Origin of the sequence: Mesorhizobium tamadayense, from assembly GCF_003863365.1 — a bacterium.
Lineage (GTDB): Bacteria > Pseudomonadota > Alphaproteobacteria > Rhizobiales > Rhizobiaceae > Mesorhizobium > Mesorhizobium tamadayense.
The window spans coordinates 130,130-151,701 of the sequence record NZ_RQXT01000011.1 but is presented as its reverse complement, the minus strand read 5'-3'; the positions used below and the strand labels follow the sequence as shown (position 1 = coordinate 151,701).

19 protein-coding genes and 1 tRNA gene are annotated in these 21,572 nt (G+C 65.9%); 10 read left to right on the top strand and 10 right to left on the bottom strand.

Annotation, left to right across the window (positions count from 1 at the left end; translation table 11 throughout):
* Positions 1–141: 141 nt before the first annotated feature.
* Together EH240_RS12200 and EH240_RS12195 are read left to right on the top strand one after the other, a co-directional pair.
* Positions 142–1,161 carry an LLM class flavin-dependent oxidoreductase gene (locus EH240_RS12200; protein WP_124998477.1) on the top strand — a complete coding sequence of 340 codons (1,020 nt, stop codon included), beginning with the start codon at positions 142–144 and terminating at the stop codon, positions 1,159–1,161.
* 297 nt (positions 1,162–1,458) lie between these two features.
* Positions 1,459–2,460, top strand: coding sequence for a LacI family DNA-binding transcriptional regulator (locus tag EH240_RS12195; RefSeq protein WP_124998475.1), 1,002 nt, complete (start codon positions 1,459–1,461; stop codon positions 2,458–2,460).
* Between the two features lie 14 nt (positions 2,461–2,474).
* Here the strand turns inward: EH240_RS12195 and EH240_RS12190 are convergent, their stop codons facing one another.
* Positions 2,475–3,533 (bottom strand): ornithine cyclodeaminase, encoded by a 1,059-nt coding sequence (locus EH240_RS12190; protein WP_124998473.1) that lies wholly within the window; start codon positions 3,531–3,533, stop codon positions 2,475–2,477.
* Between the two features lie 2 nt (positions 3,534–3,535).
* On the bottom strand, positions 3,536–4,468 hold the full coding sequence (gene rocF, locus EH240_RS12185) for an arginase (protein WP_124998471.1): 933 nt from the start codon (positions 4,466–4,468) through the stop codon (positions 3,536–3,538).
* 132 nt (positions 4,469–4,600) lie between these two features.
* Between rocF and EH240_RS12180 the strand changes: the two genes are divergently transcribed.
* Entirely contained in the window at positions 4,601–5,041 is a 441-nt protein-coding gene (locus EH240_RS12180; protein ID WP_124998469.1) for an Lrp/AsnC family transcriptional regulator, read from the top strand.
* Between the two features lie 91 nt (positions 5,042–5,132).
* Here EH240_RS12180 and EH240_RS12175 read toward each other — a convergent pair.
* A tRNA-Gly gene (locus EH240_RS12175) sits at positions 5,133–5,207 on the bottom strand.
* Positions 5,208–5,414: 207 nt separating this feature from the next.
* Here EH240_RS12175 and EH240_RS12170 point away from each other — a divergent pair.
* From EH240_RS12170 to EH240_RS12155, 4 genes are all read left to right on the top strand, one after another.
* A complete protein-coding gene (locus tag EH240_RS12170; protein WP_124998467.1) occupies positions 5,415–5,915 on the top strand; it encodes a prolyl-tRNA synthetase associated domain-containing protein in 501 nt (166 codons plus the stop codon).
* A 108-nt stretch (positions 5,916–6,023) separates the two neighbouring features.
* Complete coding sequence (gene trxA / locus EH240_RS12165; protein WP_124998529.1) at positions 6,024–7,019, top strand: thioredoxin; 996 nt, start codon at positions 6,024–6,026, stop codon at positions 7,017–7,019.
* Positions 7,020–7,222: 203 nt separating this feature from the next.
* Positions 7,223–7,894, top strand: coding sequence for an LON peptidase substrate-binding domain-containing protein (locus EH240_RS12160; RefSeq protein WP_124998465.1), 672 nt, complete (start codon positions 7,223–7,225; stop codon positions 7,892–7,894).
* Between the two features lie 173 nt (positions 7,895–8,067).
* Positions 8,068–8,313, top strand: coding sequence for a Trm112 family protein (locus EH240_RS12155; protein WP_124998463.1), 246 nt, complete (start codon positions 8,068–8,070; stop codon positions 8,311–8,313).
* A gap of 268 nt (positions 8,314–8,581) precedes the next feature.
* Here EH240_RS12155 and EH240_RS12145 read toward each other — a convergent pair whose 3' ends face one another.
* The 3 genes from EH240_RS12145 to EH240_RS38850 are packed head-to-tail and all read right to left on the bottom strand — an operon-like array spanning position 8,582 to position 14,380.
* Positions 8,582–11,917: an error-prone DNA polymerase gene (locus tag EH240_RS12145; protein ID WP_124998461.1), complete on the bottom strand. Its 3,336-nt coding sequence runs from the start codon at positions 11,915–11,917 to the stop codon at positions 8,582–8,584.
* Positions 11,914–13,392 (bottom strand): DUF6504 family protein, encoded by a 1,479-nt coding sequence (locus EH240_RS12140; RefSeq protein ID WP_124998459.1) that lies wholly within the window; start codon positions 13,390–13,392, stop codon positions 11,914–11,916. Before EH240_RS12140 ends, EH240_RS12145 begins: the two co-directional genes overlap by 4 nt.
* On the bottom strand, positions 13,334–14,380 hold the full coding sequence (locus EH240_RS38850) for an ImuA family protein (RefSeq protein ID WP_124998457.1): 1,047 nt from the start codon (positions 14,378–14,380) through the stop codon (positions 13,334–13,336). The genes EH240_RS12140 and EH240_RS38850 overlap by 59 nt, the downstream gene beginning before the upstream one ends.
* A gap of 183 nt (positions 14,381–14,563) precedes the next feature.
* Between EH240_RS38850 and EH240_RS12130 the strand changes: the two genes are divergently transcribed.
* Positions 14,564–15,001 carry a metallopeptidase family protein gene (locus EH240_RS12130; RefSeq protein ID WP_124998455.1) on the top strand — a complete coding sequence of 146 codons (438 nt, stop codon included), beginning with the start codon at positions 14,564–14,566 and terminating at the stop codon, positions 14,999–15,001.
* Positions 15,002–15,046: 45 nt separating this feature from the next.
* On the opposite strand, the gene EH240_RS12125 is transcribed toward EH240_RS12130, so the two are convergent.
* The 4 genes from EH240_RS12125 to ccmA form a co-directional block, all read right to left on the bottom strand.
* The gene (locus EH240_RS12125) at positions 15,047–15,625 is read right to left on the bottom strand and encodes a DsbE family thiol:disulfide interchange protein (RefSeq protein WP_124998453.1); all 579 of its coding nucleotides are present in this window, start codon (positions 15,623–15,625) and stop codon (positions 15,047–15,049) included.
* Entirely contained in the window at positions 15,622–15,795 is a 174-nt protein-coding gene (gene ccmD, locus EH240_RS12120; RefSeq protein ID WP_124998451.1) for a heme exporter protein CcmD, read from the bottom strand. Before ccmD ends, EH240_RS12125 begins: the two co-directional genes overlap by 4 nt.
* 128 nt (positions 15,796–15,923) lie before the next feature.
* Positions 15,924–16,589: a heme exporter protein CcmB gene (gene ccmB / locus EH240_RS12115; protein WP_124998449.1), complete on the bottom strand. Its 666-nt coding sequence runs from the start codon at positions 16,587–16,589 to the stop codon at positions 15,924–15,926.
* 229 nt (positions 16,590–16,818) lie between these two features.
* A complete protein-coding gene (ccmA, locus tag EH240_RS12105; protein ID WP_124998447.1) occupies positions 16,819–17,427 on the bottom strand; it encodes a heme ABC exporter ATP-binding protein CcmA in 609 nt (202 codons plus the stop codon).
* Positions 17,428–17,712: 285 nt separating this feature from the next.
* Here ccmA and acnA point away from each other — a divergent pair, with 285 nt between their 5' ends.
* Positions 17,713–20,403 carry an aconitate hydratase AcnA gene (acnA, locus tag EH240_RS12100; protein WP_124998445.1) on the top strand — a complete coding sequence of 897 codons (2,691 nt, stop codon included), beginning with the start codon at positions 17,713–17,715 and terminating at the stop codon, positions 20,401–20,403.
* Between the two features lie 340 nt (positions 20,404–20,743).
* A complete protein-coding gene (locus tag EH240_RS12095) occupies positions 20,744–21,523 on the top strand; it encodes a DUF1223 domain-containing protein (protein WP_124998443.1) in 780 nt (259 codons plus the stop codon).
* Positions 21,524–21,572 lie beyond the last annotated feature (49 nt).

Here is a 21,572-nt window from a genome sequence, read left to right as displayed (position 1 = left end):
ATCGCAAATGTTTGGGCTTGGCGGAGGCCTCCCTAACGAAGCGGTGGGCGTTCCGGCCAATCTCCGAGGTATGCGGCCCGCTAAACGCAAGCCCATCCGAGCAGTGAAAATATCTACGTCAGGGAATTGGGAACGGAGCGCATGAAGAAGATCGGGTTTCTGTCCTTCGGGCATTGGTCGCCCTCGCCGCAATCGGGCACGCGCTCGGGCGCCGACGCGCTGCTGCAGTCGATCGACCTTGCGGTCGCGGCCGAGGAGCTGGGCGCCGACGGCGCCTATTTCCGCGTCCACCATTTTGCCCGCCAGCTCGGCTCGCCCTTCCCGCTGCTTGCCGCGGCCGGGGCGAAAACCAAGCACATCGAGCTCGGCACCGCCGTCATCGACATGCGCTACGAGAACCCGCTCTACATGGCCGAGGATGCGGGCGCGGCCGACCTCATCGCCGGCGGCCGGCTGCAGCTCGGCATCAGCCGCGGCTCGCCCGAGCAGGTGATCGACGGCTGGCGCTATTTCGGCTATGTGCCGGAGGAGGGCAAGACCGACGCCGACATGGCCCGCCGCCATGCCGAGATATTCCTCGATCTTTTGCGCGGCGAAGGCTTTGCGCAACCCAATCCGCGGCCGATGTTTCCCAATCCGCCCGGCCTCTTGCGCCTCGAGCCGTTCTCGGCCGGCCTGCGCGAGCGGATCTGGTGGGGCGCTGCCACCAACGCCACCGCCGAATGGGCGGCCAAGCTCGGCATGAACCTGCAGAGCTCGACGCTCAAATTCGACGAGAGCGGCGAGCCGCTGCACATCCAGCAGGCCGAGCAGATCCGCGCCTATCGCGCCGCCTGGAAGGAAGCCGGCCACGCCCGGGAGCCGCGCGTCTCGGTGAGCCGCAGCATCTTCGCCTTGGTCAACGACATGGACCGCGCCTATTTCGGCGGCAGCGAGGGCGAGGATCATTTCGGCTATATCGAGCCGGAGCGCCGCGCCGTGTTCGGCCGCACCTACGCCGCCGAGCCCGACGTGCTGGTGGAACAACTCAAGGGGGACCAGGCGATCGCCGAGGCCGACACACTGCTGCTCACCGTGCCCAACCAGCTCGGCGTCGACTACAACGCCCACGTCATCGAGGCGATCCTGAAGCACGTCGCGCCGGCGCTCGGCTGGCGGTGAGAGGCAGGCTGGCCGAGCCTTACGTGGCCGACCATACCCGACCTGACAGCCGCAGCAGCGCATCTCCGCCCATTGACACCCGCCAAATCCAGGCACAATTTGGCCATTAATCGGTTGCGTAACCGATTACGGATCGCCCAAGCGGAGGAAGCAACAGAGATTTCCCAAGGCCGCGGCTGCTCGGCGTCGGCGACAATTTCAAACCGATCGTGATTGGCCTTGTCATTGTGCTCACCGTCATCCTAGACCTCTATCGGGGACGGCCGCTGCGGGTTATTCGCCAGGGGGAAGGAAACGATGACGACGATTGCCGATGTCGCGCGCCATGCCGGAGTGTCGGTCGCAACCGTCTCGCATGTGATGAACCGCACGCGCCATGTCGAGCCGGAGACGGCCGAGCGCGTTCGTGCGGCGATCACAGCCTTGCGCTACAGCCCGAATTCGCTGGCGAGAAGCCTCAGGCGCGGCGAGACCAAGACCATCGGCCTGCTGCTGCCCGACAATTCCAACCCGTTCTTCGCCGGCGTGGCGCGCCAGATCGAGGATGCTGGGTTCGTGGCGGGCTACACGGTGATCCTGTGCAACTCCGACGGCAGCGCGGAGAAGGAAGAGCGCTATCTGTCGGTGCTGCTGGCAAAGCAGATCGACGGGCTGATCTTCGCCGGCTCGTCCGACCACGCGCGGGTGTTCTCACACCTTTCCGCCGCCGTGCCGGCGGTGCTGCTCGACCGCGAGATCCATTCCGTCAACGTCGATACCGTGCTGGTCGACCATGATCACGGCGGCTATCTCGCCGGCCGCCATCTGGCCGGGCTCGGCCATGAGCGGATCGGCGTCATCGGCGGCCCGCGCGATTCGAGCTCCAGCCCGGCCCGCCTGCGCGGCTTCACCAGGGCGTTGAAGGAGGTGGGCCTCGACTTGCCTGCCTCGTCGGTGGTCGATTCCGACTATCATTTCGCCGGTGGCCGCCTGGCGATGGAGCGGCTGATGGCGCAGGCGCCGGATATCACCGCGGTGTTCGCCTGCAACGACCTGATGGCCATGGGCGCCATCACCGCGCTGCGATCGCGCGGATTGCGTGTTCCCGACGACATGTCGCTGGTCGGCTTCGACGACATTCCCTATGCGGTCACCACGTGGCCGCCGCTGACGACGATCGCGCAGCCGGTCGAGAAGATCGGAACGCGGGCGGTGAGCCTGCTGCTCGAGCGCGTCGGCGAGCCGGCAGCGCCGTCGCGTCGCGAGGTGCTGGCGCCGGTCCTCGTCGAGCGGGAGAGCTGCGCGCCAGCGCGCGGATAGCAGATCGCAGTCCCTCAGGCAGCCGGCTGCATGGCTGCCCTCAGCAGCATGCCGAACAGGTCGCGCGGCTCGTCGGGGTCGGCGAGAAGGTCGAGCTCCTCATAGAGGCCGGTGGCCTGGAGCTGGTCGCGGACATAGCGGAGGGCGGAAAAATCCTCGGTGGCGAAGCCGACGGAATCGAACAGCGTGATCTGTTCCGGCGTCTTGCGCCCTTGCGCCTTGCCGGTCATCACCTGCCACAGCTCGGTCACCGGATGGTCGGCGTCGAGCTGCTGGATCTCGCCCTCGATGCGCGTCTGCGGCGGGAACTCGACGAAGATGTCGGAGCGCAGGAGGATGTCGCGGTGCAGCTCGGTCTTGCCGGGGCAGTCGCCGCCGACCGCGTTGATGTGCACGCCGGAACCCACCATGTTGTCGGTAAGGATCGTGGCATACTGCTTGTCGGCCGTCACCGTGGTGATGATGTCGACGCCTTCGACCGCGTCTTGCCCGGTCGAACAGATGGTGATGTCGAAACCCTGGCCGGCGAGGTTCCTCGCGCATTTTTCCGAGGCCTGGCGGTCGATGTCGTAGAGCCGCAGCCGGTCGATGCCGAGCAGCGCCTTGAAGGCGACGCCCTGGAATTCGGACTGGGCACCGTTGCCGATGATGGCCATGGCGCGCGAGCCCTTGGGCGCCAGATATTTGGCGGCGACGGCGGAAGTGGCCGCAGTGCGCAGCGCCGTCAGGATCGTCATTTCGGTCAAGAGCATCGGATAGCCGGAGCCGACATCGGCCAGCACGCCGAAAGCGGTGACCGTCTGACGGCCCTCGCGCATGTTCTTCGGGTGGCCGTTGACATATTTGAAGCCGTAGAGGCGGCCGTCGCTGGTAGGCATCAGCTCGATGACGCCGTCATGGCTGTGCGAGGCGATGCGCGGCGTCTTGTCGAACAGCTCCCAGCGGCGGAAATCCTCTTCGATATAGGCGGCGAGCTCGGTGAGGAAGCGCTCGACGCCGATGGCGAGCACCAGCTTCATCATGCGGTCGACGCTGACGAAGGGGACGATGGCAAGGCGGGAAGGCTGGGTCATGGTCAGAGGCTTCCGGAATGGCTGCGGGTCGGGCGGTCCATGATGCGGCGGCCCATCAGGCTGCCGGTGAGATCGACCATCAGGGTCGCTGTGCGGCCGCGCTCGTCGAGGAACGGGTTCAGCTCGACAAGGTCGAGGCTGGAGACCAGGCCGCTGTCGGACAGCATCTCCATCAGCAGATGCGCCTCGCGGAAGGTGGCGCCACCCGGCACCGTGGTGCCGACGGCCGGCGCGATCGACGGGTCGAGGAAGTCGACGTCGAGGCTGACATGCAGCAGCCCGTTTTCCTTCTCGACGAGGCGCAAGAAGGCGCGCAGCAGCGGCGCGATACCATGCTCGTCGATGGCGCGCATGTCGTGCACGGTGACGCCGGCTTCGTTCAGCGCCCGGCGCTCGGCCGGATCGACGCTGCGCAGGCCCATGGTACAGACGCGGGCGGGGTCGACGGCGGTCGGCAGATCGGGGAAATAGCCCAAAAAGCCCGGCCGGCCGCTGGCATAGGCGAGCGGCACGCCGTGCAGGTTGCCGCTGGTGGTGGTGTCGAGCGTGTGGAAATCCGGGTGCGCGTCGAGCCAGAGCACGAAGAGCGGCCGGCCGCGTTCGGCGGCGCGGCGGGCTACGCCGGAGACGGTGCCAGCGGAGATCGAGTGGTCGCCGCCGAGAAAGATCGGCATCGCGTCCTTCGAAGCCACATAGGCGGTCTCGGCAATCGACGCCGTCCAGGCGGAAATCTCCGGCAGGGCCTTCAAGGCGAGATTGCCATGGACGACCGCGCGCGACTGAGCCTTCTGCACCGCGCCCCAGTCCTCGACCTCATGGCCAAGCTCCGACAGCACCGAAACAAGCCCCGCGGTGCGCAGCGCGCTCGGCCCCATCTCGCATCCCATCCTGCCCGCACCGTCCTGCACCGGCGCGCCAACGATCCTGCAGCGCATGATTCTTTTCCGCCCTTGCGATTGATCGAAGCAGTGAACCATTGCGGTCTGGCGGTTTGAACAGGCGAAATTGGCATTTCGAAAAGGGTAATCTATCATATTGGACATAGAATTCGATCGAAATGGACAATCATGGACTCGCTCGACGAAAGGCTGGTGACGCTTCTCAGGCACGATGCGCGGCGCAGCGTCTCTGACCTCGCGCTCGATCTCGGCCTGTCGCGCGCGACGGTCAGGGCACGCATGGAGCGGCTGGAAAAATCCGGCGAGATCATCGGCTATACGGTGGTACTGCGCGCCGACGCGGTCGACCAGAAGATACGCGGCGTCATGATGATCGAGATCGAGGGCCATGCCGCCGACCGCGTCATCCGGGCGCTCGGCGGCTTTCCGGAGATTTCCACCATTCACACCACCAACGGCCGCTGGGACCTTGTGGTCGAGCTCGGCACCGCCTCGCTGACCGATTTCGATGCGGTGCTGCGGCGGATACGGCTGATCCCCGGCATAACGGGCAGCGAGACGAGCCTTTTGCTGGCGACGCCGAGGACGACGAGGGCGAGGCTGGCGTAGACCCCGCGAAAGCGGCTTTCGGCCAGCCTCAAAATGCGAAAAAGCCGCGGAAACCGCGGCTTTTCGTTTGCTTGATCCTCGGTGAGGAAACTGGAGCGGGTGAGGCGATTCGAACGCCCGACCCCAACCTTGGCAAGGTTGTGCTCTACCCCTGAGCTACACCCGCTCGCGCGGCCTTGGGCCGCAAGCCGCGCCTATATGGCCGAAGAGCGCGCCGATTGCAACAGGGAAATGACGGTCTTTTTGGAGCTGGCTCTTCATACACCGAAGGTTCGTTTCGACAGGCGGATTGCGTTGGCCCACCCGGGCGATCTTGCCCCGAGGGCATGGTTGGCCGTAAACGGCATGAGCTTTCCGGATGATGCGAGGACCGATGCCGAAGACCGAATGCGAGCTTTATGCCTTTCTTGCCGATCTCGGCATCTCCGCCTCGACGGTGCGCCATCCGCCCTTGTTCACGGTCGCCGATTCGCAGGCGCTGCGCGGCGAGATCCCAGGCGGCCACACCAAGAACCTCTTCCTCAAGGACAAGAAGGACAATTTCTTTCTCGTCACGGTGGGCGAGGAGGCGGAGGTCGACCTCAAGCAAATCCATCACCTGATCGGTGCTTCCGGCCGCGTGTCGTTCGGCAAGCCGGAAATGCTGATGGAGCTGCTCGGCGTCATTCCCGGCGCGGTCACCGTCTTCGGCCTGATCAACGACACGGCCGGACGGGTGAAGGTGGTTCTCGACCAGGAGTTGATGAGCCACGAGGTCATCAACGGCCACCCGCTGACCAATGAGGCGACGACGACCATTGCCGCCGCCGATCTCGTCAGATTCGTCGAGGCAACCGGCCACGATCCTGTTATCTTGAAAGTCTCGTTACCTTGAAAGTCCCATTATCTTGAAAGTTAGGGGCTGATCGCCACATGGATGGCGAAATCGAATTCCGACAATGACGCGCCGCGTCCCGACGCCGGCGACCGAAAGGGCGACGATATGAGTGACAACAACCCGTTCAGCGGCTCATTTGGCGGCAATGCCGGCCAGTACGCCCAGTCCGTCCAGTATGGCGGCGGCGACCGTGCCAAGGTATCGCTCGGCGAGGCGCCGGCGGCCGCCGACCTGGTCAAGGACACCACGACCGCGACGTTCGCCGCCGACGTCATCCAGGAATCGCGCCGCCAGCCGGTGCTGGTCGACTTCTGGGCGCCCTGGTGCGGCCCTTGCAAGCAGCTGACACCGCAGATCGAAAAGGCGGTCCAGGCTGCCGGCGGCAAGGTCAAGCTGGTCAAGATGAATATCGACGACCACCCCTCGATCGCCGGCCAGCTCGGCATCCAGTCCATTCCCGCGGTCATCGCCTTCAAGGACGGCCAGCCGGTCGACGGCTTCATGGGCGCGATTCCAGAGAGCCAGATCACGCAGTTCATCCAGAAGGTCGGCGGCAAGGGCGGTGGCGGCGCGCCGCAGATCACCGACGCGCTGGCAGCGGCCGGCGAGGCGCACGAGGCGGGCGACGTCCAGACCGCGGCTGACATCTACGACGCGATCATTGAGCAGGCGCCCGAAACCATCGAGGCGATCGCGGGCCTGGGTGAGATACTGTTCGACGCAGGCGACGCACAGAGCGCCGAGGCGGTGCTGGCGAAGGCGCCGGAGGACAAGAAGGACGCACCGGCGCTTGCGGCGCTGCGCGCCAAGATGACGCTTGCGGCGGAAGCGGCGGCGCTTGGCAATCCGGCGGAGTTCGAGCGGCGGCTCGCCGCCGATCCGAACGATCATCAGGCGCGGTTCGACCTGGCGATGGTGCAGAACGCGCGCGGCGAGCGGATGCAGGCCGCCGACAATCTGCTGGCCATCGTCAAGGCCGACAGGGCGTGGAACGACGACGGCGCACGGGCGCAGCTCTTGAAATTCTTCGAGGCATGGGGGATGACCGACGAGGCCACGCTTGCGGCGCGGCGCAAGCTGTCATCGCTGTTGTTCTCCTGAGCGTTTTGCCGGCTTTGCTGCCGGCCCCTTTTGCTGGGTAAGGGGCTTGCACAAGGCGGCGACTGCGCCAGATAGGCGGCAGGCGAGAACGGCTTGCCCTGCGATGAAGGGTTGAATGAGCCGGGCTGCGTCGGAGGAGACCGCAGGTTTGACACGCTGGCCGGCGACGCTTTCGAAGGTTGAAGTGCAGGCGGAGGGTTGAAGTGCAGGTCGGAAACGCCCGCTACCGGCTCGCGAGGGATTTGCCGTCGACGATCCCGGTGTTTCCGCTCGCCGGAGCGCTGCTCCTGCCGGGCGGCCGCATGCCGCTCAACATTTTCGAGCCGCGTTACCTGCAGATGATCGATGAGGCGATGGCCGGGTCCCGGCTGATCGGCATGATCCAGCCAAGTCTCGACGGCGCGCTGCGCGACGACGGCGGGCCGGAGCTGTGCAGCGTCGGCTGCGCCGGGCGCATCATCTCGCTCGCCGAGACCGGCGACGGCCGCTACCTGATCTCGCTGCAAGGTGTCTGCCGCTTCCGCGTCACGCAGGAGCTGACGGTCAGGACGCCGTTCCGGCAATGCCGGATCGCGGCCTTCCTCGCCGATCTCGAGGAGGATCCAGCCGGCGCCGAGGTCGACCGGCCGGCTCTGCTCAAGGCGTTTCGCGCCTACCTGCAGGCCAACGACCTCGAGGCCGACTGGGAAAGCGTCAGCCGCGCCGAGAACGCCATGCTGGTCAATGCCCTGTCGATGATGGCGCCCTATGGGCCGGCCGAGAAGCAGGCGCTGCTCGAGGCCGCGGACTTGAAGACGCGCGCCGAGACGCTGATCGCCATCACCGAAATAACGCTGGCGCGCGAGGATGAGGATTTTGGCTCCAGCATACAGTAAGTGTATTGATATTCAGGTGAGGCCGAGCCGAAAATGGTGGCTTCCGAGAACCGGAGCGGAGCGTACTTGAAGTACGTGAGCACCGGAAGCGCAGGAAGCCGCCATTTGCAGGCCGGCCTCACCTGAATCTCAGCACACTTAAGCCCGTGGCAATTGGACAACGGAAAAGTGCGATGGCGGCGGACGGACGTGATGGGCGCAAGGCGACGGTCGACCCGAAATTACTGGAACTGCTTGCCTGCCCGCTGACCAAGGGACCGCTGACCTGGGACCCCGAGCGCGGCGAGTTGATCTCACGCGTGGCGAAGCTCGCCTATCCGGTGCGCGACGGCATTCCGATCATGCTGCCTTCGGAAGCGCGCACGATCTCGGCCGAAGATGCGCTCACGCCGCCGCCACGGCTGGGCGGGCCATCGTGAGGAGTCTTCAACGGATGCGGTGACGAAAAAGGTTGGTGATCCTTCGCGCCCCCCTCTGGCCTACCGGCCATCTCCCCAACTTGGGGGGAGATTGGCAGTTTCGTCGCGGCGCTCTTCCTGCAACGCCGGAGATTGGCGAAAGTCTGCGTGACGTCCGATCTCCCCCCAAGTGGGGGAGATGTCCGGCAGGACAGAGGGGGGCGCTGTCCCGCCGGCGTCAAGATTCTGCACCGCTGCAGCGCCCCAGAGTAAGGGCTCATGCTTTATCCTACTGAAAATTGCGCCCCTTGGGCATGACCTGCTGCGCGGTGCCCGATAGAGCCTCGATGTCCTGCCGGACAGGCAGGACGCGGCTTGCGGCGCGCTCCGATCCATTCGGTCTGGGGCTGTCGGCGGGCTGATGCTCGATAGTAGGTGGCCGCAGAAGTACGCTCAGCCAGGACGTCAGATCCTCGATCCTGTCGGCGACGATGTGGATGACATCCGATTCGTGCTGCAGCTTGCCGGTGACGCGGATGAAGCGCGCGCCCATGACCACGGAGCGGAAGCGGTCGAAGACGCGCGGCCAGATGATGACATTGGCGATCGCCTTTTCATCCTCCAGGGTGAGGAAGATCGCGTTGCCCTTGCCGGGGCGCTGGCGCACCAGCACCAGGCCGGCGACGGAGACGCGGCGGCCATCGCTCACCGACGGCAGGCTGGCATTGGGGGTGATGCCGGCGCGGGTGAGCCGCTCGCGCAGGAAGGCGACGGGATGCGCCTTCAGGGAAAGGCCGAGCGAGCGGTAGTCGTGGACGACATGCTCGCCGAGCGGCATCTTCGGCAGCTTCGTCTCGGGTTCCAGCTCGCGCAGGCGCAGCGACGGCTGGTCGAATAGCGGCAGTTTTTCCGCGGCGCTCCTGCCGTCGAGCGCGCGCACCTCCCAGAGCGCCGCGCGGCGGTCGAGGCCGAGCGAGCGGAAGGCGTCGGCCTCAGCCAGCCTTTCGATCTCGCCGACATCGAGGCCCGAACGCAGCCAGACATCCCTGACCGATCGATAGCCGTCGCCGCGCCGGGCAACGGCGGCATCCATGCGCTCCCCGGACAACCCCTTGATCTGGCGGAAACCGAGCCGCACGGCATGAGCCGTCTCGATGACGCCGCGCATCGAGGCATGGCGTTCGAGGAGACGCGAGGGATCGAAGGTGGATTCTTCCAGTGTGCAATCCCAGACGGAGTGGTTGATGTCGACCTCGCGCACCTCGACGCCGTGGTCGCGCGCGTCGCGGACAAGCTGGGCCGGCTGGTAAAAACCCATCGGCTGCGCATTCAGGATCGCGGCGCAGAAGACGTCGGGATAGAAGGTCTTGAACCAGCAGGAGGCATAGACCAGCAGCGCGAAGGACGCGGCATGGCTTTCCGGGAAGCCATATTCGCCGAAGCCCTCGATCTGCTTGAAGCAGCGCTCGGCGAACTCCTTCTCGTAACCCCTGCCGACCATGCCGTCGATCATCCGCTGGCGGTAATTGCCGATCGTGCCGGTGCGCTTGAAGGTGGCCATGGCGCGGCGCAATTCGTCGGCCTCGCCCGGCCTGAAGCCGCCGGCGACGATGGCGATCTTCATCGCCTGTTCCTGGAACAGCGGCACGCCCAGCGTCTTGCCGAGGATCTCTTCCAGCTCGGGCTTGGGATATTCGGCCTTCTCCTTGCCCTGTCGGCGGCGCAGATAGGGATGCACCATGTCGCCCTGGATCGGGCCGGGCCGCACGATCGCCACCTCGATGACGAGGTCGTAGAACTTTTCAGGCTTGAGCCGCGGCAGCATCGACATCTGGGCGCGCGATTCGATCTGGAAGACGCCAAGCGTGTCGGCCCGGCAGATCATGGCGTAGACGCGCCCGTCCTCTTCCGGGAGGGTGGCGAGCACGTAGGGTTGTCCAAACGGATCCCGCGCCTTGGGATAATGGTGCGTGAGCAGGGTCAGGGCGCGCTTCAGGCAGGTCAGCATGCCGAGCGCCAGCACATCCACCTTGAGGATCTTCACCGCGTCGAGGTCGTCCTTGTCCCACTCGACCATCTTGCGCTCCTCCATCGCCGTCTTGACGATGGGCACGACCTCGTCAAGCCGGTCTCGGGTGATGACGAAGCCGCCGACATGCTGGGAGAGATGGCGGGGAAAGCCCATGATCTCGTTGGCGCGCTCCAGCACCTGCCGCGACAGCGGGTCGGTGCGGTCGAGGCCGCCGGCATTGGCCTCCCTTTCGCCGAGCTCGGAGGTCGACCAGCCCCAGATGGTGCTCGACAGGGCGCTTCGGACGTCTTCGGAGAGACCCATGGCCTTGGCCACCTCGCGCAGGGCCGAACGGCCGCGATAGCTGATGACGGCGGCGGCGAGCGCGGTGCGCTTGGCGCTGTATTTCTCGTAGATATAGGCGATGACCTCGTCGCGCCGCTCATGCTCGAAGTCGACGTCGATGTCCGGCGGTTCGTTGCGTTCCTCGGAGATGAAGCGCTCGAACAGCGCATCGATCCGGTCGGGGCCGACCTCGGTGATGCCGATGCAGAAGCAGATGACCGAATTGGCGGCCGAGCCGCGCCCCTGGCAAAGGATGTCCTTGCTGCGGGCGAACTTGACGATGTCGTGGACGGTCAGGAAATAGCGCGCGTAATTCAGCCGCTCGATGAGCGCGAGCTCTTCCGTGATGCGCTGCGTGACATGGGCGGGAACACCGGCCGGGTAGCGGACGGCAGCCCCTTCCCGCGCCAGACGTTCGAGCTCGGCCTGAGGCCCGAGGCCGGATTCGGTCGGCTCGTCCGGATAATTGTATTCGAGGTCGCTGAGCGAGAAGGTGAGCTCCTCGGCGAAGCGCAGCGTCTCCGCCAGCGCTTGCGGATAGCGGCGAAAAAGGCGCGCCATCTCCAGCGGCGGCTTCAGATGACGTTCGGCATTCGCGGTCAGCTCCAGCCCGACCCCGGAAACCGGCGTGTTGAGGCGGATCGCGGTGAGCACGTCCTGCAGCGGTCGGCGGTCGGCGGCATGATAGAGCACGTCGTTGGTCGCCATCAGCGGGACACGCGCATGCTCGGCCATCGCCGCCGCCTGCTCGATGCGGAAACGGTCATTGCCGCCGTAATCCGGCGCCACTGCCAGCCGGAGCGCCGCGCCAAAGCGATCCTTGAGCCGGCTAATGAGCGCGAGACCATCTTCCGCGCCCCCCGACGGACTGGGCAGGACCGCCAGCGACATCAGATCGCCCCATTCGAGAAGATCGCCGAGCTCGAGCAGCGTCGCGCCCTTCTCGTTCTCGTCGCGCAAATTGGCCTGGGTCAGCATGCGGCAGAGATGCCCCCAGCCCTTGCGGTCGCGGGGATAGGCGAGAATATCCGGCGTGCCGTCGCGGAAAACCAGGCGGCAGCCGGGATGATAGGCAAGCTTTTCGACCTTGGCCTGCTGCCAGGCGCGCACCACGCCGGCGACGGTGTTGCGGTCGGCAAGGCCGATCGAGGCAAAGCCGTAGAATTTCGCCGTGACCACCAGTTCCTCGGGCTTGGAGGCGCCGCGCAGGAAGGAAAAGTTCGACTGGATGCCGAACTCGGCATAGGGGATGGCGGTCAGCGCGTTCATGCGAACACCCCATGCATGAACCAGCGCGGCGCGGCCTGCGCGGCGCTGCTGTAGAGGCCCTGGCGATAGAGCCAGTAGCGGCGGCCCTCGCTGTCCTCGATGCGGTAATAGTCGCGCGTCGGCGCCTCGTCCTCGCCGGGCAGCTGCCGCCACCATTCGGCGGCGATGCGTTCCGGCCCTTCGGCACGGGCGACGCGGTAGAGCGCGCGGCGCCAGCGGAAATTCATCGGCGGGCCCTCGGGGATCTCGGTCGCCGGCACCTCGATCGGCTCGGGCGAGCGGAACAGCCGCACCGGCCGCTCCGGCGGGAAGATGGTCATCGGCGGCGCTGTCCGGTCGGATTGTTTCGGCGGCATGCGCCTTTGCGGCGCTTCCGCGAAGGGAACCGTGGTCACGGCGCGCTCCGGCAGATGGCTCTCGACGACGACCGGCTTCAGCACGGCGGCCTCGCCGAGACGGGCGCGGATGCGGTCGGCGAACAAAGCGATGTCGGCATCGTCGTCGGCAACCTCGCCGGCAAGGTCGCCCTGCAGCATGTCGAAGGCGGCGACCGAAAGCACCGACAACCGCACGAGGTCGAAGCCGAAGCCGGCATCGATGTTCTGCTCAAGTGCTGCGAGCCGTTCGTGGAACAGTCTTCGGATCAGTTGCGGCTCGCGCATCGGACGCGAGGTGCCGACCGCGATGCGGCTGACGGCGCCGTCGACGCGGAAGAGAAGAAGGGCGAGCGCCCTGGCGCCCTCGCCTCGGCGTTCGAGATCGACCTTCAAGGCCACGGCAAGCCGGCTCACCAGCCGCTCGATGTCGTCGGTGAGCATGATCGGTTCGGCAAGATGGCGCTCGACCGAAAGCGGCGCGACTGGAAGGCGCGGCGACACCGCCTCGTCGAGGCGGCCAAGCGCCTGGTCGAGACGCAGCAGCAAAGTGGCGCCGAAGCGGCGAGCGAGCGGGGCGCGGGGCGCGGCCATCACGGCGCCCGCCGTGCGCAGGCCGACGCTTTCGAGGCTGGCGCGGGTTTCGGGCGCGATGCGCAGCGCCGAAAGCGGCAAGGGTGCCAGCAGCGCCTCCTCCTCGCCGCCGGCGACGATGCGGTCGCCGTGGAAGCGCGCCGCCGCCCAGGCGGCGCCCGGCGTTGAGGCGAGACCGGCGCGGACATCGAAGCCCTGCTGGAAGAAGCGGGTGAGGATCTCGTCCTGCATGGCGCGCTCGCCGCCGAACAGATGCGTGCAGCCGGTGACGTCGAGGAACAGCCCGTCCTCGCCGTCGATCGCCACCAACGGCGTGTAGCGGTCGCACCAGTCGGCAAGGCCTTCGAGCAGGCGGCGGTCGGCTTCCGGGTCGGCCTCCACCACGTCGATCGAGGGGTGCATGGCGCGCGCATCGGCAATGCCCATGCCACGCTTCAATTTGAGCGCCTCAGCCCGCTCGTCGAGGGCTGCGATGCGCTGGGCGTTGCTGTCGCGATGGCTGATCACCAGCGGCAGGTGATCCGACGGCCGGGAACGCCAGGACCGCCCCAGACGCTGGCGCAGGATCCGCTCCGCGCACAGGTACGGGAACCACAGCGACAGGATTCGCTGCCCGCTCTTCCTGGGGCCTTCTTTCCTCATCGCTTCTTCTTTCCTCACCCCTTCTTCTTTCCTCAAAAGCGTGCTCATCGGGGTTCCACTCCAGTGTGAATTGTCCGGGCAGGGCCGTGCGGCTCTTGCCGATATCGACGGTGAAGGCGGGGCGGCCGATCGAGCCGGCGAGCGGGCCGGCGAGCGTCTCGCGGCTCGCCGCCGGCGCTGCCGAGACGATGAGGCGCACCGGCGCGGAGGTGGGCTCGGCCGCCCCGGCCTGGCGCAGCAAAAGCACCGGGCGGCCGGCGCTTTGCGCCCGCGCATGCAGCCGCCGCGTCGCGGTAAGGTCGAGCCGCTGCGGGTTGCCGCGGATCTCGAGGATGACGGCGGCGAAGGCCGTCATGCGGGCGGCCTCCTCGGCGATCCACAGCGCGTCCAGGAGCTTCGGCGCTTCGGAAAACAGCAATTGCTCCGGCTCGATGCCGAACAGGATTTGGAGTCCCCTGGCATAGGGAAAGCCGGCCTCGCGGAAAATCTCCGCCGTGCCGATCCAGAGAATGGGCAGGCCCTGCTTTTCCTTGAGGATCAGGCTGGTGAGCGACAGCGCGAAGCCGGCGACGGCGCCGGCATCGCGGGTCTCCAGCCCATGGATTTCACTGAGCGTCGCTTTCGGCAGGCCGCCGCCAAGGGCGGTGTCGAGGCGTTCGATGCCGGTGTGCAGGAAGGCATCCGGCGAGGCCACGACGAGGCCGCGCCGGACGACTGTGATGTCGGATCGAGCGGTATCGGCGGGTGCGCCGCTTGCCGGCGCTTCCAGGCGCTCGGGCAGCGTTCCCTCGATCTTCGCGATCTGGCGGCGCAGGGCAAAAACAGTGTCCCGCGCCACGGCGCTCATCGCCATGACGTTCACTTCCGGCAGCAGTTGTTCCTGTTATGTTCTTATAGATTCCAGAGGCCTTCGGAAGAGTCAAGCGGAGTCACAAGGAATTTATTCCTTCGCACTTTATCCTCCAGGAAGCCTGCCGGCTGGCTCATTTGCCTCATTCGGTGCGAAAGCCTATATGCCGGGATTAAAGGAAACCTCATGGCCCGTATCTACAAGACCCGCACCTGGCACGACCAACTTTCGCCGTCGATGGACGAGATGGAGCTTCTGGCGCTGGAGGCCTACGCCCATCTGCCGGAGGAGTTCCGCAAGCTCACCGGCGAGATCATCATCCAGATCGCCGAATTCCCGACCGACGAGATCATGGACGATTTGTCGCTGGAGACGCCCTTCGACCTGCTCGGCTTGTTCGAGGGGCGCGGCATCGCCGAGCGCTGGAACCCGCAGACCGGCGAGGGGCCGAACCGCGTCACGCTCTACCGCCGCGCCATCCTCGACTATTGGGCCGAGAACGAGGAGACGCTGGGCGACATCGTCACCCATGTGCTGATCCACGAGATCGGCCACCATTTCGGCCTTTCGGACGACGACATGGAGCGGATCGAGGAAGCGGCGGAACAGGCGGCGGCGGGGTGACGCTGCGATCCGTCGCCACTTTCTGACCCGCCATGTTCTCGATCGTCAACCCGGCGCCGCAAGCGCCTTCTCGATCTGCGGCAGCAGCAGGTCTCGCGCCGATTCCGGCGTCAGCGGCCCGACATGTTTGTAAGCGATCTTGCCGTCCTTGCCGATGACGAAGGTCTCCGGCACGCCATAGACGCCCCAGTCGATCGCCGCACGGCCGGCCGGATCGACGCCGATCGCCTGATAGGGATTGCCGAGGTCGCCAAGGAAGCGGCGGGCATTTTCCGGCGGATCCTTGTAATTCAGAGCGGCAAGCGTGAAGCGCTTGTCATGCGACAGCGCCAAAAGCACCGGGTGCTCTTCCCGGCACGGCGCGCACCAGGACGCAAAGACATTGACCAGCGTCACCTTGCCGGCGAAGGATTTTGACTCCAGCCCCGGTAGGTTGACGCCTTCCAGCGGCGGCAGGTTCGTCTGCGGCGCCGGCAGGCCGATCAGCGCCGAGGGAATTTCCGAAGTGTCGCGGCCGGACAGGAGCTGCGAGAGAAACAATCCCGCCAATCCCAAAAAGATCAGTAGCGGCAAGAGCACGAAGAGGCCGCGGCGGGGCGCCGGCGTTTGGGTTTCGATCCTCATGGCTTCGTCGTCCCGGCCTTGTCGGAGCGCCGCCGCACGCCGGCGGCCTCGAGCGCCGCGAGCTCGCGCCTGCGCGCCCGCTGGTCGAGCAGGATCCAGCCGATCAGCCCGATGAGCACGATCGCCGTGATGGCATAGGCGGCAGTGACATAGAGAGCATGCGCGCTCATATCAGCCGCTCCGTGCGCGTGGCCTTAGCGCCTGCCCTGCCAATCCGTTCGATCATGGCTTCCCTTAACCTTGCGCTGCCGGCCGCGCAATCAGGCGCGGCGCCGCAGGTCTGAACGTTCCCGGGGCCTCAATCCGTCCCGTGGCGCAACGCCAGCGCCGCGGCCAAGGGCCCGAGCACAGCAAGAAACAGCGTCAGCGCGGCAAGAATGAGGAAGGGCTGCAGGAACGGCGCCGGATCGGCCACCGCGCCATAGCTTGCCGAGACACCGAAGATCAGCACCGGGACGGTGAGCGGCAACACCAGCACCGAGATCAGCAGCCCGCCGCGCGGCAGCGCCACCGCCACGGCTGCGCCCGCAGCGCCGATGAAGGTGATGGCCGGCGTGCCGATGAGCAGCGTCAGCGCCGTGGCGCCGATGCCTGCCGGCTCCATATTCATGAACAGGCCGAGCAGAGGCGCAGCCACCACCAGCGGCAGCACGCTGCCCGTCCAGTGCGCCAGGCATTTTGTCAGCACCGTCAGCGCCAGCATCTGGCGATCGCTGTTGAGCACCAAAAGGTCGAGCGAGCCGTCCTCGCGGTCGGCCTGGAACAGCCGGTCGAGCCCGAGCAGGCAGGCGAGCAGGGCGGCGATCCACAGGATCGCCGGGCCGATGCGCGACAAAAGGTTGAGGTCGGGCCCGACGCCGAAGGGGATGGTGGCGATCACCGCCAGGAAGAAGATGACGCCGATCAGCGCCCCGCCGCCGGCGCGGATCGAGAGGCGGATGTCGCGCAGGAAGAGGGCTAGCATTGGCGAGGCGCTTCTATGGCTCGATCGCCCTCTCTACAAACGGCGCGTTCCTTCTCACCCCCCTCGGGCCTGCCGGCCATCTCCCCCGCAAGGGGGGAGATTGGCAGCTGCGCCGCCGGCGTTCCCCCTTCAGCGTCGAAGATTGGCGAAAGCCGCAGTGACATCAGATCTCCCCCCTTGCGGGGGAGACGGCCGGCAGGCCAGAGGGGGGTGGGACGGAGTGCAAACGTCATCCAGCCACCCCCAAAGCCAGCCCCTTCGCCCCCCGCAGCCCCAACGGCAGATGCGTTGCCGCAACCACAATCCCTCCGCCTTCGAGATGCCCGCGCATCAGCCCCGCGAACCGCTCCTCCGACGCCTTGTCCAGCCCCGCGGTCGGCTCGTCGAGCAGCCAGACCGGTCGCCGGCTGGTCAAAAGCTTCGCGATCGAGGCGCGGCGCCGCTGCCCGGTCGAGAGATAGCCGAAGGGCAAATGCCCAAGCCCGCCCAGCCCGACCGTCTCCAGCGCCTCCTCCACGCTCAAAGCCGGCTCGCCCTGGAAGGCGCGCCAGAAGGCCAGATTCTCCTCGACGCTGAGCGCCGTCTTCATCGCATTGAGATGGCCGAGATAGTGCGAGGCCGAAGCGATAGAGGAAAAATCCTCGCCGCTGCCTTCGACACGTATCTTGCCCGCGGCTACTGGCAGCAAGCCGGCGATGACCCTCAGAAGCGTCGATTTGCCGGCGCCGTTAGGCCCGGTGACGACGAGCGCCTCGCCCTTTTCGAGCGCGAATCCGATGCCGGAAAAGACCGTCTCGCCGCCGCGCTCGCCGCCCAGATTTTCGGCGATCAGCCGCATTCCTTGCCCGTCCCGAAAGCACCGTCTCGCGGCCGCCGCCGCATCGCACAAATTTGCTTTTCGACTGTCTAGAACTATTCCAGGAAATTCTCTATATGCGGTTCATCCGTGCCAGCGGTCGGCGCGGGAACAGAATTAGCGCCGAACCAGCGCACGCGCCGCCTTGAACGGCTCGGGTTGCTTGGGAGCGGACAGCGGAAATGGCCGTACCCGCACCTTTGCGCGTGATCGCATGCCATCGGCGTCCGTTCCCTTTTAGGCTGAACAGACAAGGACGGATCGCACGTGTCAAAATCCCTCGACAGTTTCAAATGCCGCCGCACCCTGACCGCGGGTGGCGCCGACTATGTCTATTTCGACCTCGTCGAGGCCGAGAAGAACGGCCTCACCGGCATCGCCCAGCTGCCCTATTCGATGAAGGTGCTGCTGGAGAACCTGCTCCGCAACGAAGACGGCCGCTCCGTCACCAAGGAGAGCATCAAGGCGGTCGCGGCATGGCTCGCCGACAGGGGCACCGCCGGCGTCGAGATCGCCTACCGCCCCGCCCGCGTGCTGATGCAGGACTTCACCGGCGTTCCGGCCGTGGTCGACCTCGCGGCCATGCGCGACGGCATCAAGGCGCTCGGCGGCGATCCGGAAAAGATCAATCCGCTGGTGCCGGTCGATCTCGTTATCGACCACTCCGTCATCGTCGACGAGTTCGGCACGCCGATGGCCTTCGCGCGCAATGTCGAGCTCGAATACGAGCGCAACGAGGAACGCTACAAGTTCCTGAAATGGGGCCAGCAGGCGTTCCGCAACTTCCGCGTCGTGCCGCCCGGCACGGGCATCTGCCACCAGGTCAATCTCGAATATCTCGGCCAAGTGGTGTGGACCAACTCGGAAGACGGCGAGACCACCGCTTTCCCCGACACCTGCGTCGGCACCGATTCGCACACCACCATGATCAACGGCCTCGGCGTGCTCGGCTGGGGCGTCGGCGGCATCGAAGCCGAGGCCGCGATGCTCGGCCAGCCGGTCTCGATGCTCCTGCCGGAAGTCATCGGCTTTCGCCTCACCGGCAGGTTGAAGGAGGGCGTCACCGCCACCGACCTGGTGCTCACCGTCACCCAGATGCTGCGCAAGAAGGGCGTCGTCGGCAAGTTCGTCGAGTTCTTCGGCCCCGGCCTCTCCAATATGACGCTGGCCGACCGCGCCACCATCGGCAACATGGCGCCGGAATATGGCGCCACCTGCGGCTTCTTCCCGGTCGACAGCGAGACCATCCGCTATCTCACCATGTCCGGCCGCGAGGAGAACCGCATCGCGCTGGTCGAGGCCTATTCGAAGGCGCAAGGCATGTGGCGCGATGCCGGCTCGGCCGATCCGGTCTTCACCGACCTGCTCGAGCTCGACCTCGGCGACGTCGTGCCGTCGATGGCCGGCCCGAAGCGCCCCGAGGGCCGCGTCGCCCTAGAGGACATTCCCGCCGGCTTCGCCAATGCGATGGAGACCGAGTACAAGAAGGCGGCCGAGATCTCCAAGCGCTACGCGGTGGAAGGCGCCCCCTACGACCTCGGCCATGGCGACGTCGTCATCGCCGCCATCACCTCCTGCACCAACACTTCGAACCCGAGCGTTCTGATCGGCGCCGGCCTCTTGGCTCGCAACGCCAACCGGCGCGGCCTGAAGCAGAAGCCCTGGGTCAAGACCTCGCTGGCGCCGGGCAGCCAGGTGGTCGCCGAGTATCTGGAGAAATCCGGCCTGCAGAAGGAACTCGACCAGATCGGCTTCAACCTGGTCGGCTTCGGCTGCACCACCTGCATCGGCAATTCCGGCCCGCTGCCGGGGCCGATCTCCAAGACCATCAACGATAAAGGTTTGATTGCTGCCGCGGTCTTGTCCGGCAACCGCAACTTCGAAGGCCGCGTCTCGCCCGACGTGCAGGCCAACTACCTCGCCTCGCCGCCGCTGGTGGTGGCGCATGCGCTGGCCGGCACCGTCACCAAGGACCTCACCGTCGAGCCGCTGGGCGAGGGCAGCGACGGCAAGCCGGTATATCTCAAGGACATCTGGCCGAGCGCGGTCGAGATCCAGGAGTTCATCGAGAAGAACGTCACGCGCGAGCTTTTCGCCCGCAAATATGCCGACGTCTTCAAGGGCGACGCGCACTGGCAGAAGGTCAAGGCGCCGGAAGGCCAGACCTATGCCTGGGACGATCATTCGACCTATGTGCAGAACCCGCCCTATTTCGCCGGCATGGTGCGCGGCTTCGGCAAGATCGGCGACATCAAGGGCGCGCGCGTGCTTGGTCTCTTCGGCGACAAGATCACCACCGACCACATCTCGCCGGCGGGTTCGATCAAGGCGGCTTCGCCGGCCGGCAAGTACTTGACCGAGCATGGCGTCGGCGTCGCCGACTTCAACCAGTACGGCACGCGGCGCGGCAACCATGAGGTGATGATGCGCGGCACCTTCGCCAACATCCGCATCCGCAACCACATGCTGGGCGAGAACGGCCGCGAGGGTGGCTACACGATCCACTATCCCTCGAAGGAGGAGATGTCGATCTACGATGCGGCGATGGAATACAAGCAGGAAGGCGTGCCGCTGGTGATCTTCGCCGGCGTCGAATACGGCAACGGCTCCTCGCGCGACTGGGCGGCCAAGGGAACGAACCTCCTTGGTGTCCGCGCAGTCATCGCCCAGTCCTTCGAGCGCATCCACCGCTCGAACCTGGTCGGCATGGGCGTCATCCCCTTCGTCTTCGAGGACGGCACCTCATGGGCCTCCCTCAACCTCAAGGGCGACGAGCTGGTCGAGATCGACGGGCTGGACGCGATCAAGCCGCGCCAGAAGATGGTGGCCAAGGTCACCTACGGCGACGGCACGGTGAAGAACGTCCCCATCATCTGCCGCATCGATACGCTGGACGAGCTCGACTACTTCAAGAACGGCGGCATCCTGCAATACGTGCTGCGCGATCTGGCAGCTTAGCAGCAAGGGAGTAGGGGAGTAGGGAAAGATACCCCTACTGCCCTACTGCCCTACTGCCCTAATTAAACCGCGGCGGCCTAAGCATTGGCCGGCCAGCTCAAAAGTCCAGGTCCGGTTCGCCCGCAATAGAGATCGGCCGGCATCGGCAAATTTACCGCATGGCGGTGATGCGGCTCCGAAATCGAACCGCGTCGAAAAATGCAGTGCCTCGGCTACTGCCTTATCTGCGGTCGCGGCGACCAAGTTTCACCGCAACGTGACTTCCCGTTGACTGTCCGTTCTGCCACATATTTTGGCAATCAGAACAAGGCCGGCGTCACCGGCGGGAATCGGAACAGTCATGGCATCTCGAGGACCATTGCGGCTTGCGGCACTTGCGCTGGCCCTTGCAACGTTTGCCGGTGCCGCGCTGGCAGGCGAGCCCGAGAAGCCTCAAACTGACAAGCCCCAAGCCGAAAAGCCCTTGGGCGTGGTCGAGCTTTTCACCAGCCAGGGCTGCAGTTCCTGCCCACCGGCCGATGAATTCTTCGCCGAGCTGGCCGCCAAGGAAAACGTCGTCGCGCTCGCCTACCACGTCAATTACTGGGACTATCTGGGCTGGCAAGACACGCTGAGCAACAAAGAGAACACCGATCGGCAGTATGACTACATGCGCGCCTTCGGCAGCCGCTCGGTCTATACCCCGCAAGCCGTCATCAATGGCCGCAGCCACGTCAACGGCGCCAGCCGCAAGGACGTCGGCGGCGCGCTGGCCCGTATGGACAGGACCGGCGAAGGCATGCGGGTCGGCATCAAGGTGAGCCGCACCAGCGACCGGGTCATGATCGACGCCGGCGACGCCGGCAATGGCCCGGCCGACGCCCATGTGGTGATCGTCTATTTCGATCCGCCGAAGACGGTGCAGATCGGCAAGGGCGAGAACAGCGGCCGCAACCTGACCTACTGGAACGCCGTCTCCGACATCCAGACCGCCGGCATGTGGCACGGCAAGGCGCAGCGCTACGAATTGCCGATGAGCGAGATCGCCAAGAAGGGCGGCTGCGCGGTGCTGCTGCAGTCGGTCGGCAAGGACGGCATGCCCGGTCCGATCCTCGGCGCCGCCTTTATTCGCAAGCCGTAACCGCAGCTCTTTCCTTCTTCCACAAGGGGAGAAGGGGAGGTCGCGCCGC

What these genes read in the sequence shown, in the direction of transcription:
- EH240_RS12155 (WP_124998463.1), top strand. Translation starts at nt 8,068, where the DNA reads ATGGCGGCGGACGGACGTGATGGGCGCAAGGCGACGGTCGACCCGAAA.
- EH240_RS38850 (WP_124998457.1), bottom strand. Translation starts at nt 14,380, where the DNA reads ATGGCGATGAGCGCCGTGGCGCGGGACACTGTTTTTGCCCTGCGCCGC.
- EH240_RS12190 (WP_124998473.1), bottom strand. Translation starts at nt 3,533, where the DNA reads ATGACCCAGCCTTCCCGCCTTGCCATCGTCCCCTTCGTCAGCGTCGAC.
- ccmA (WP_124998447.1), bottom strand. Translation starts at nt 17,427, where the DNA reads ATGCGGCTGATCGCCGAAAATCTGGGCGGCGAGCGCGGCGGCGAGACG.
- ccmD (WP_124998451.1), bottom strand. Translation starts at nt 15,795, where the DNA reads ATGAGCGCGCATGCTCTCTATGTCACTGCCGCCTATGCCATCACGGCG.
- EH240_RS12145 (WP_124998461.1), bottom strand. Translation starts at nt 11,917, where the DNA reads ATGAACGCGCTGACCGCCATCCCCTATGCCGAGTTCGGCATCCAGTCG.
- EH240_RS12195 (WP_124998475.1), top strand. Translation starts at nt 1,459, where the DNA reads ATGACGACGATTGCCGATGTCGCGCGCCATGCCGGAGTGTCGGTCGCA.
- EH240_RS12170 (WP_124998467.1), top strand. Translation starts at nt 5,415, where the DNA reads ATGCCGAAGACCGAATGCGAGCTTTATGCCTTTCTTGCCGATCTCGGC.
- EH240_RS12095 (WP_124998443.1), top strand. Translation starts at nt 20,744, where the DNA reads ATGGCATCTCGAGGACCATTGCGGCTTGCGGCACTTGCGCTGGCCCTT.
- EH240_RS12130 (WP_124998455.1), top strand. Translation starts at nt 14,564, where the DNA reads ATGGCCCGTATCTACAAGACCCGCACCTGGCACGACCAACTTTCGCCG.
- ccmB (WP_124998449.1), bottom strand. Translation starts at nt 16,589, where the DNA reads ATGCTAGCCCTCTTCCTGCGCGACATCCGCCTCTCGATCCGCGCCGGC.
- EH240_RS12200 (WP_124998477.1), top strand. Translation starts at nt 142, where the DNA reads ATGAAGAAGATCGGGTTTCTGTCCTTCGGGCATTGGTCGCCCTCGCCG.
- trxA (WP_124998529.1), top strand. Translation starts at nt 6,024, where the DNA reads ATGAGTGACAACAACCCGTTCAGCGGCTCATTTGGCGGCAATGCCGGC.
- rocF (WP_124998471.1), bottom strand. Translation starts at nt 4,468, where the DNA reads ATGCGCTGCAGGATCGTTGGCGCGCCGGTGCAGGACGGTGCGGGCAGG.
- EH240_RS12180 (WP_124998469.1), top strand. Translation starts at nt 4,601, where the DNA reads ATGGACTCGCTCGACGAAAGGCTGGTGACGCTTCTCAGGCACGATGCG.
- EH240_RS12125 (WP_124998453.1), bottom strand. Translation starts at nt 15,625, where the DNA reads ATGAGGATCGAAACCCAAACGCCGGCGCCCCGCCGCGGCCTCTTCGTG.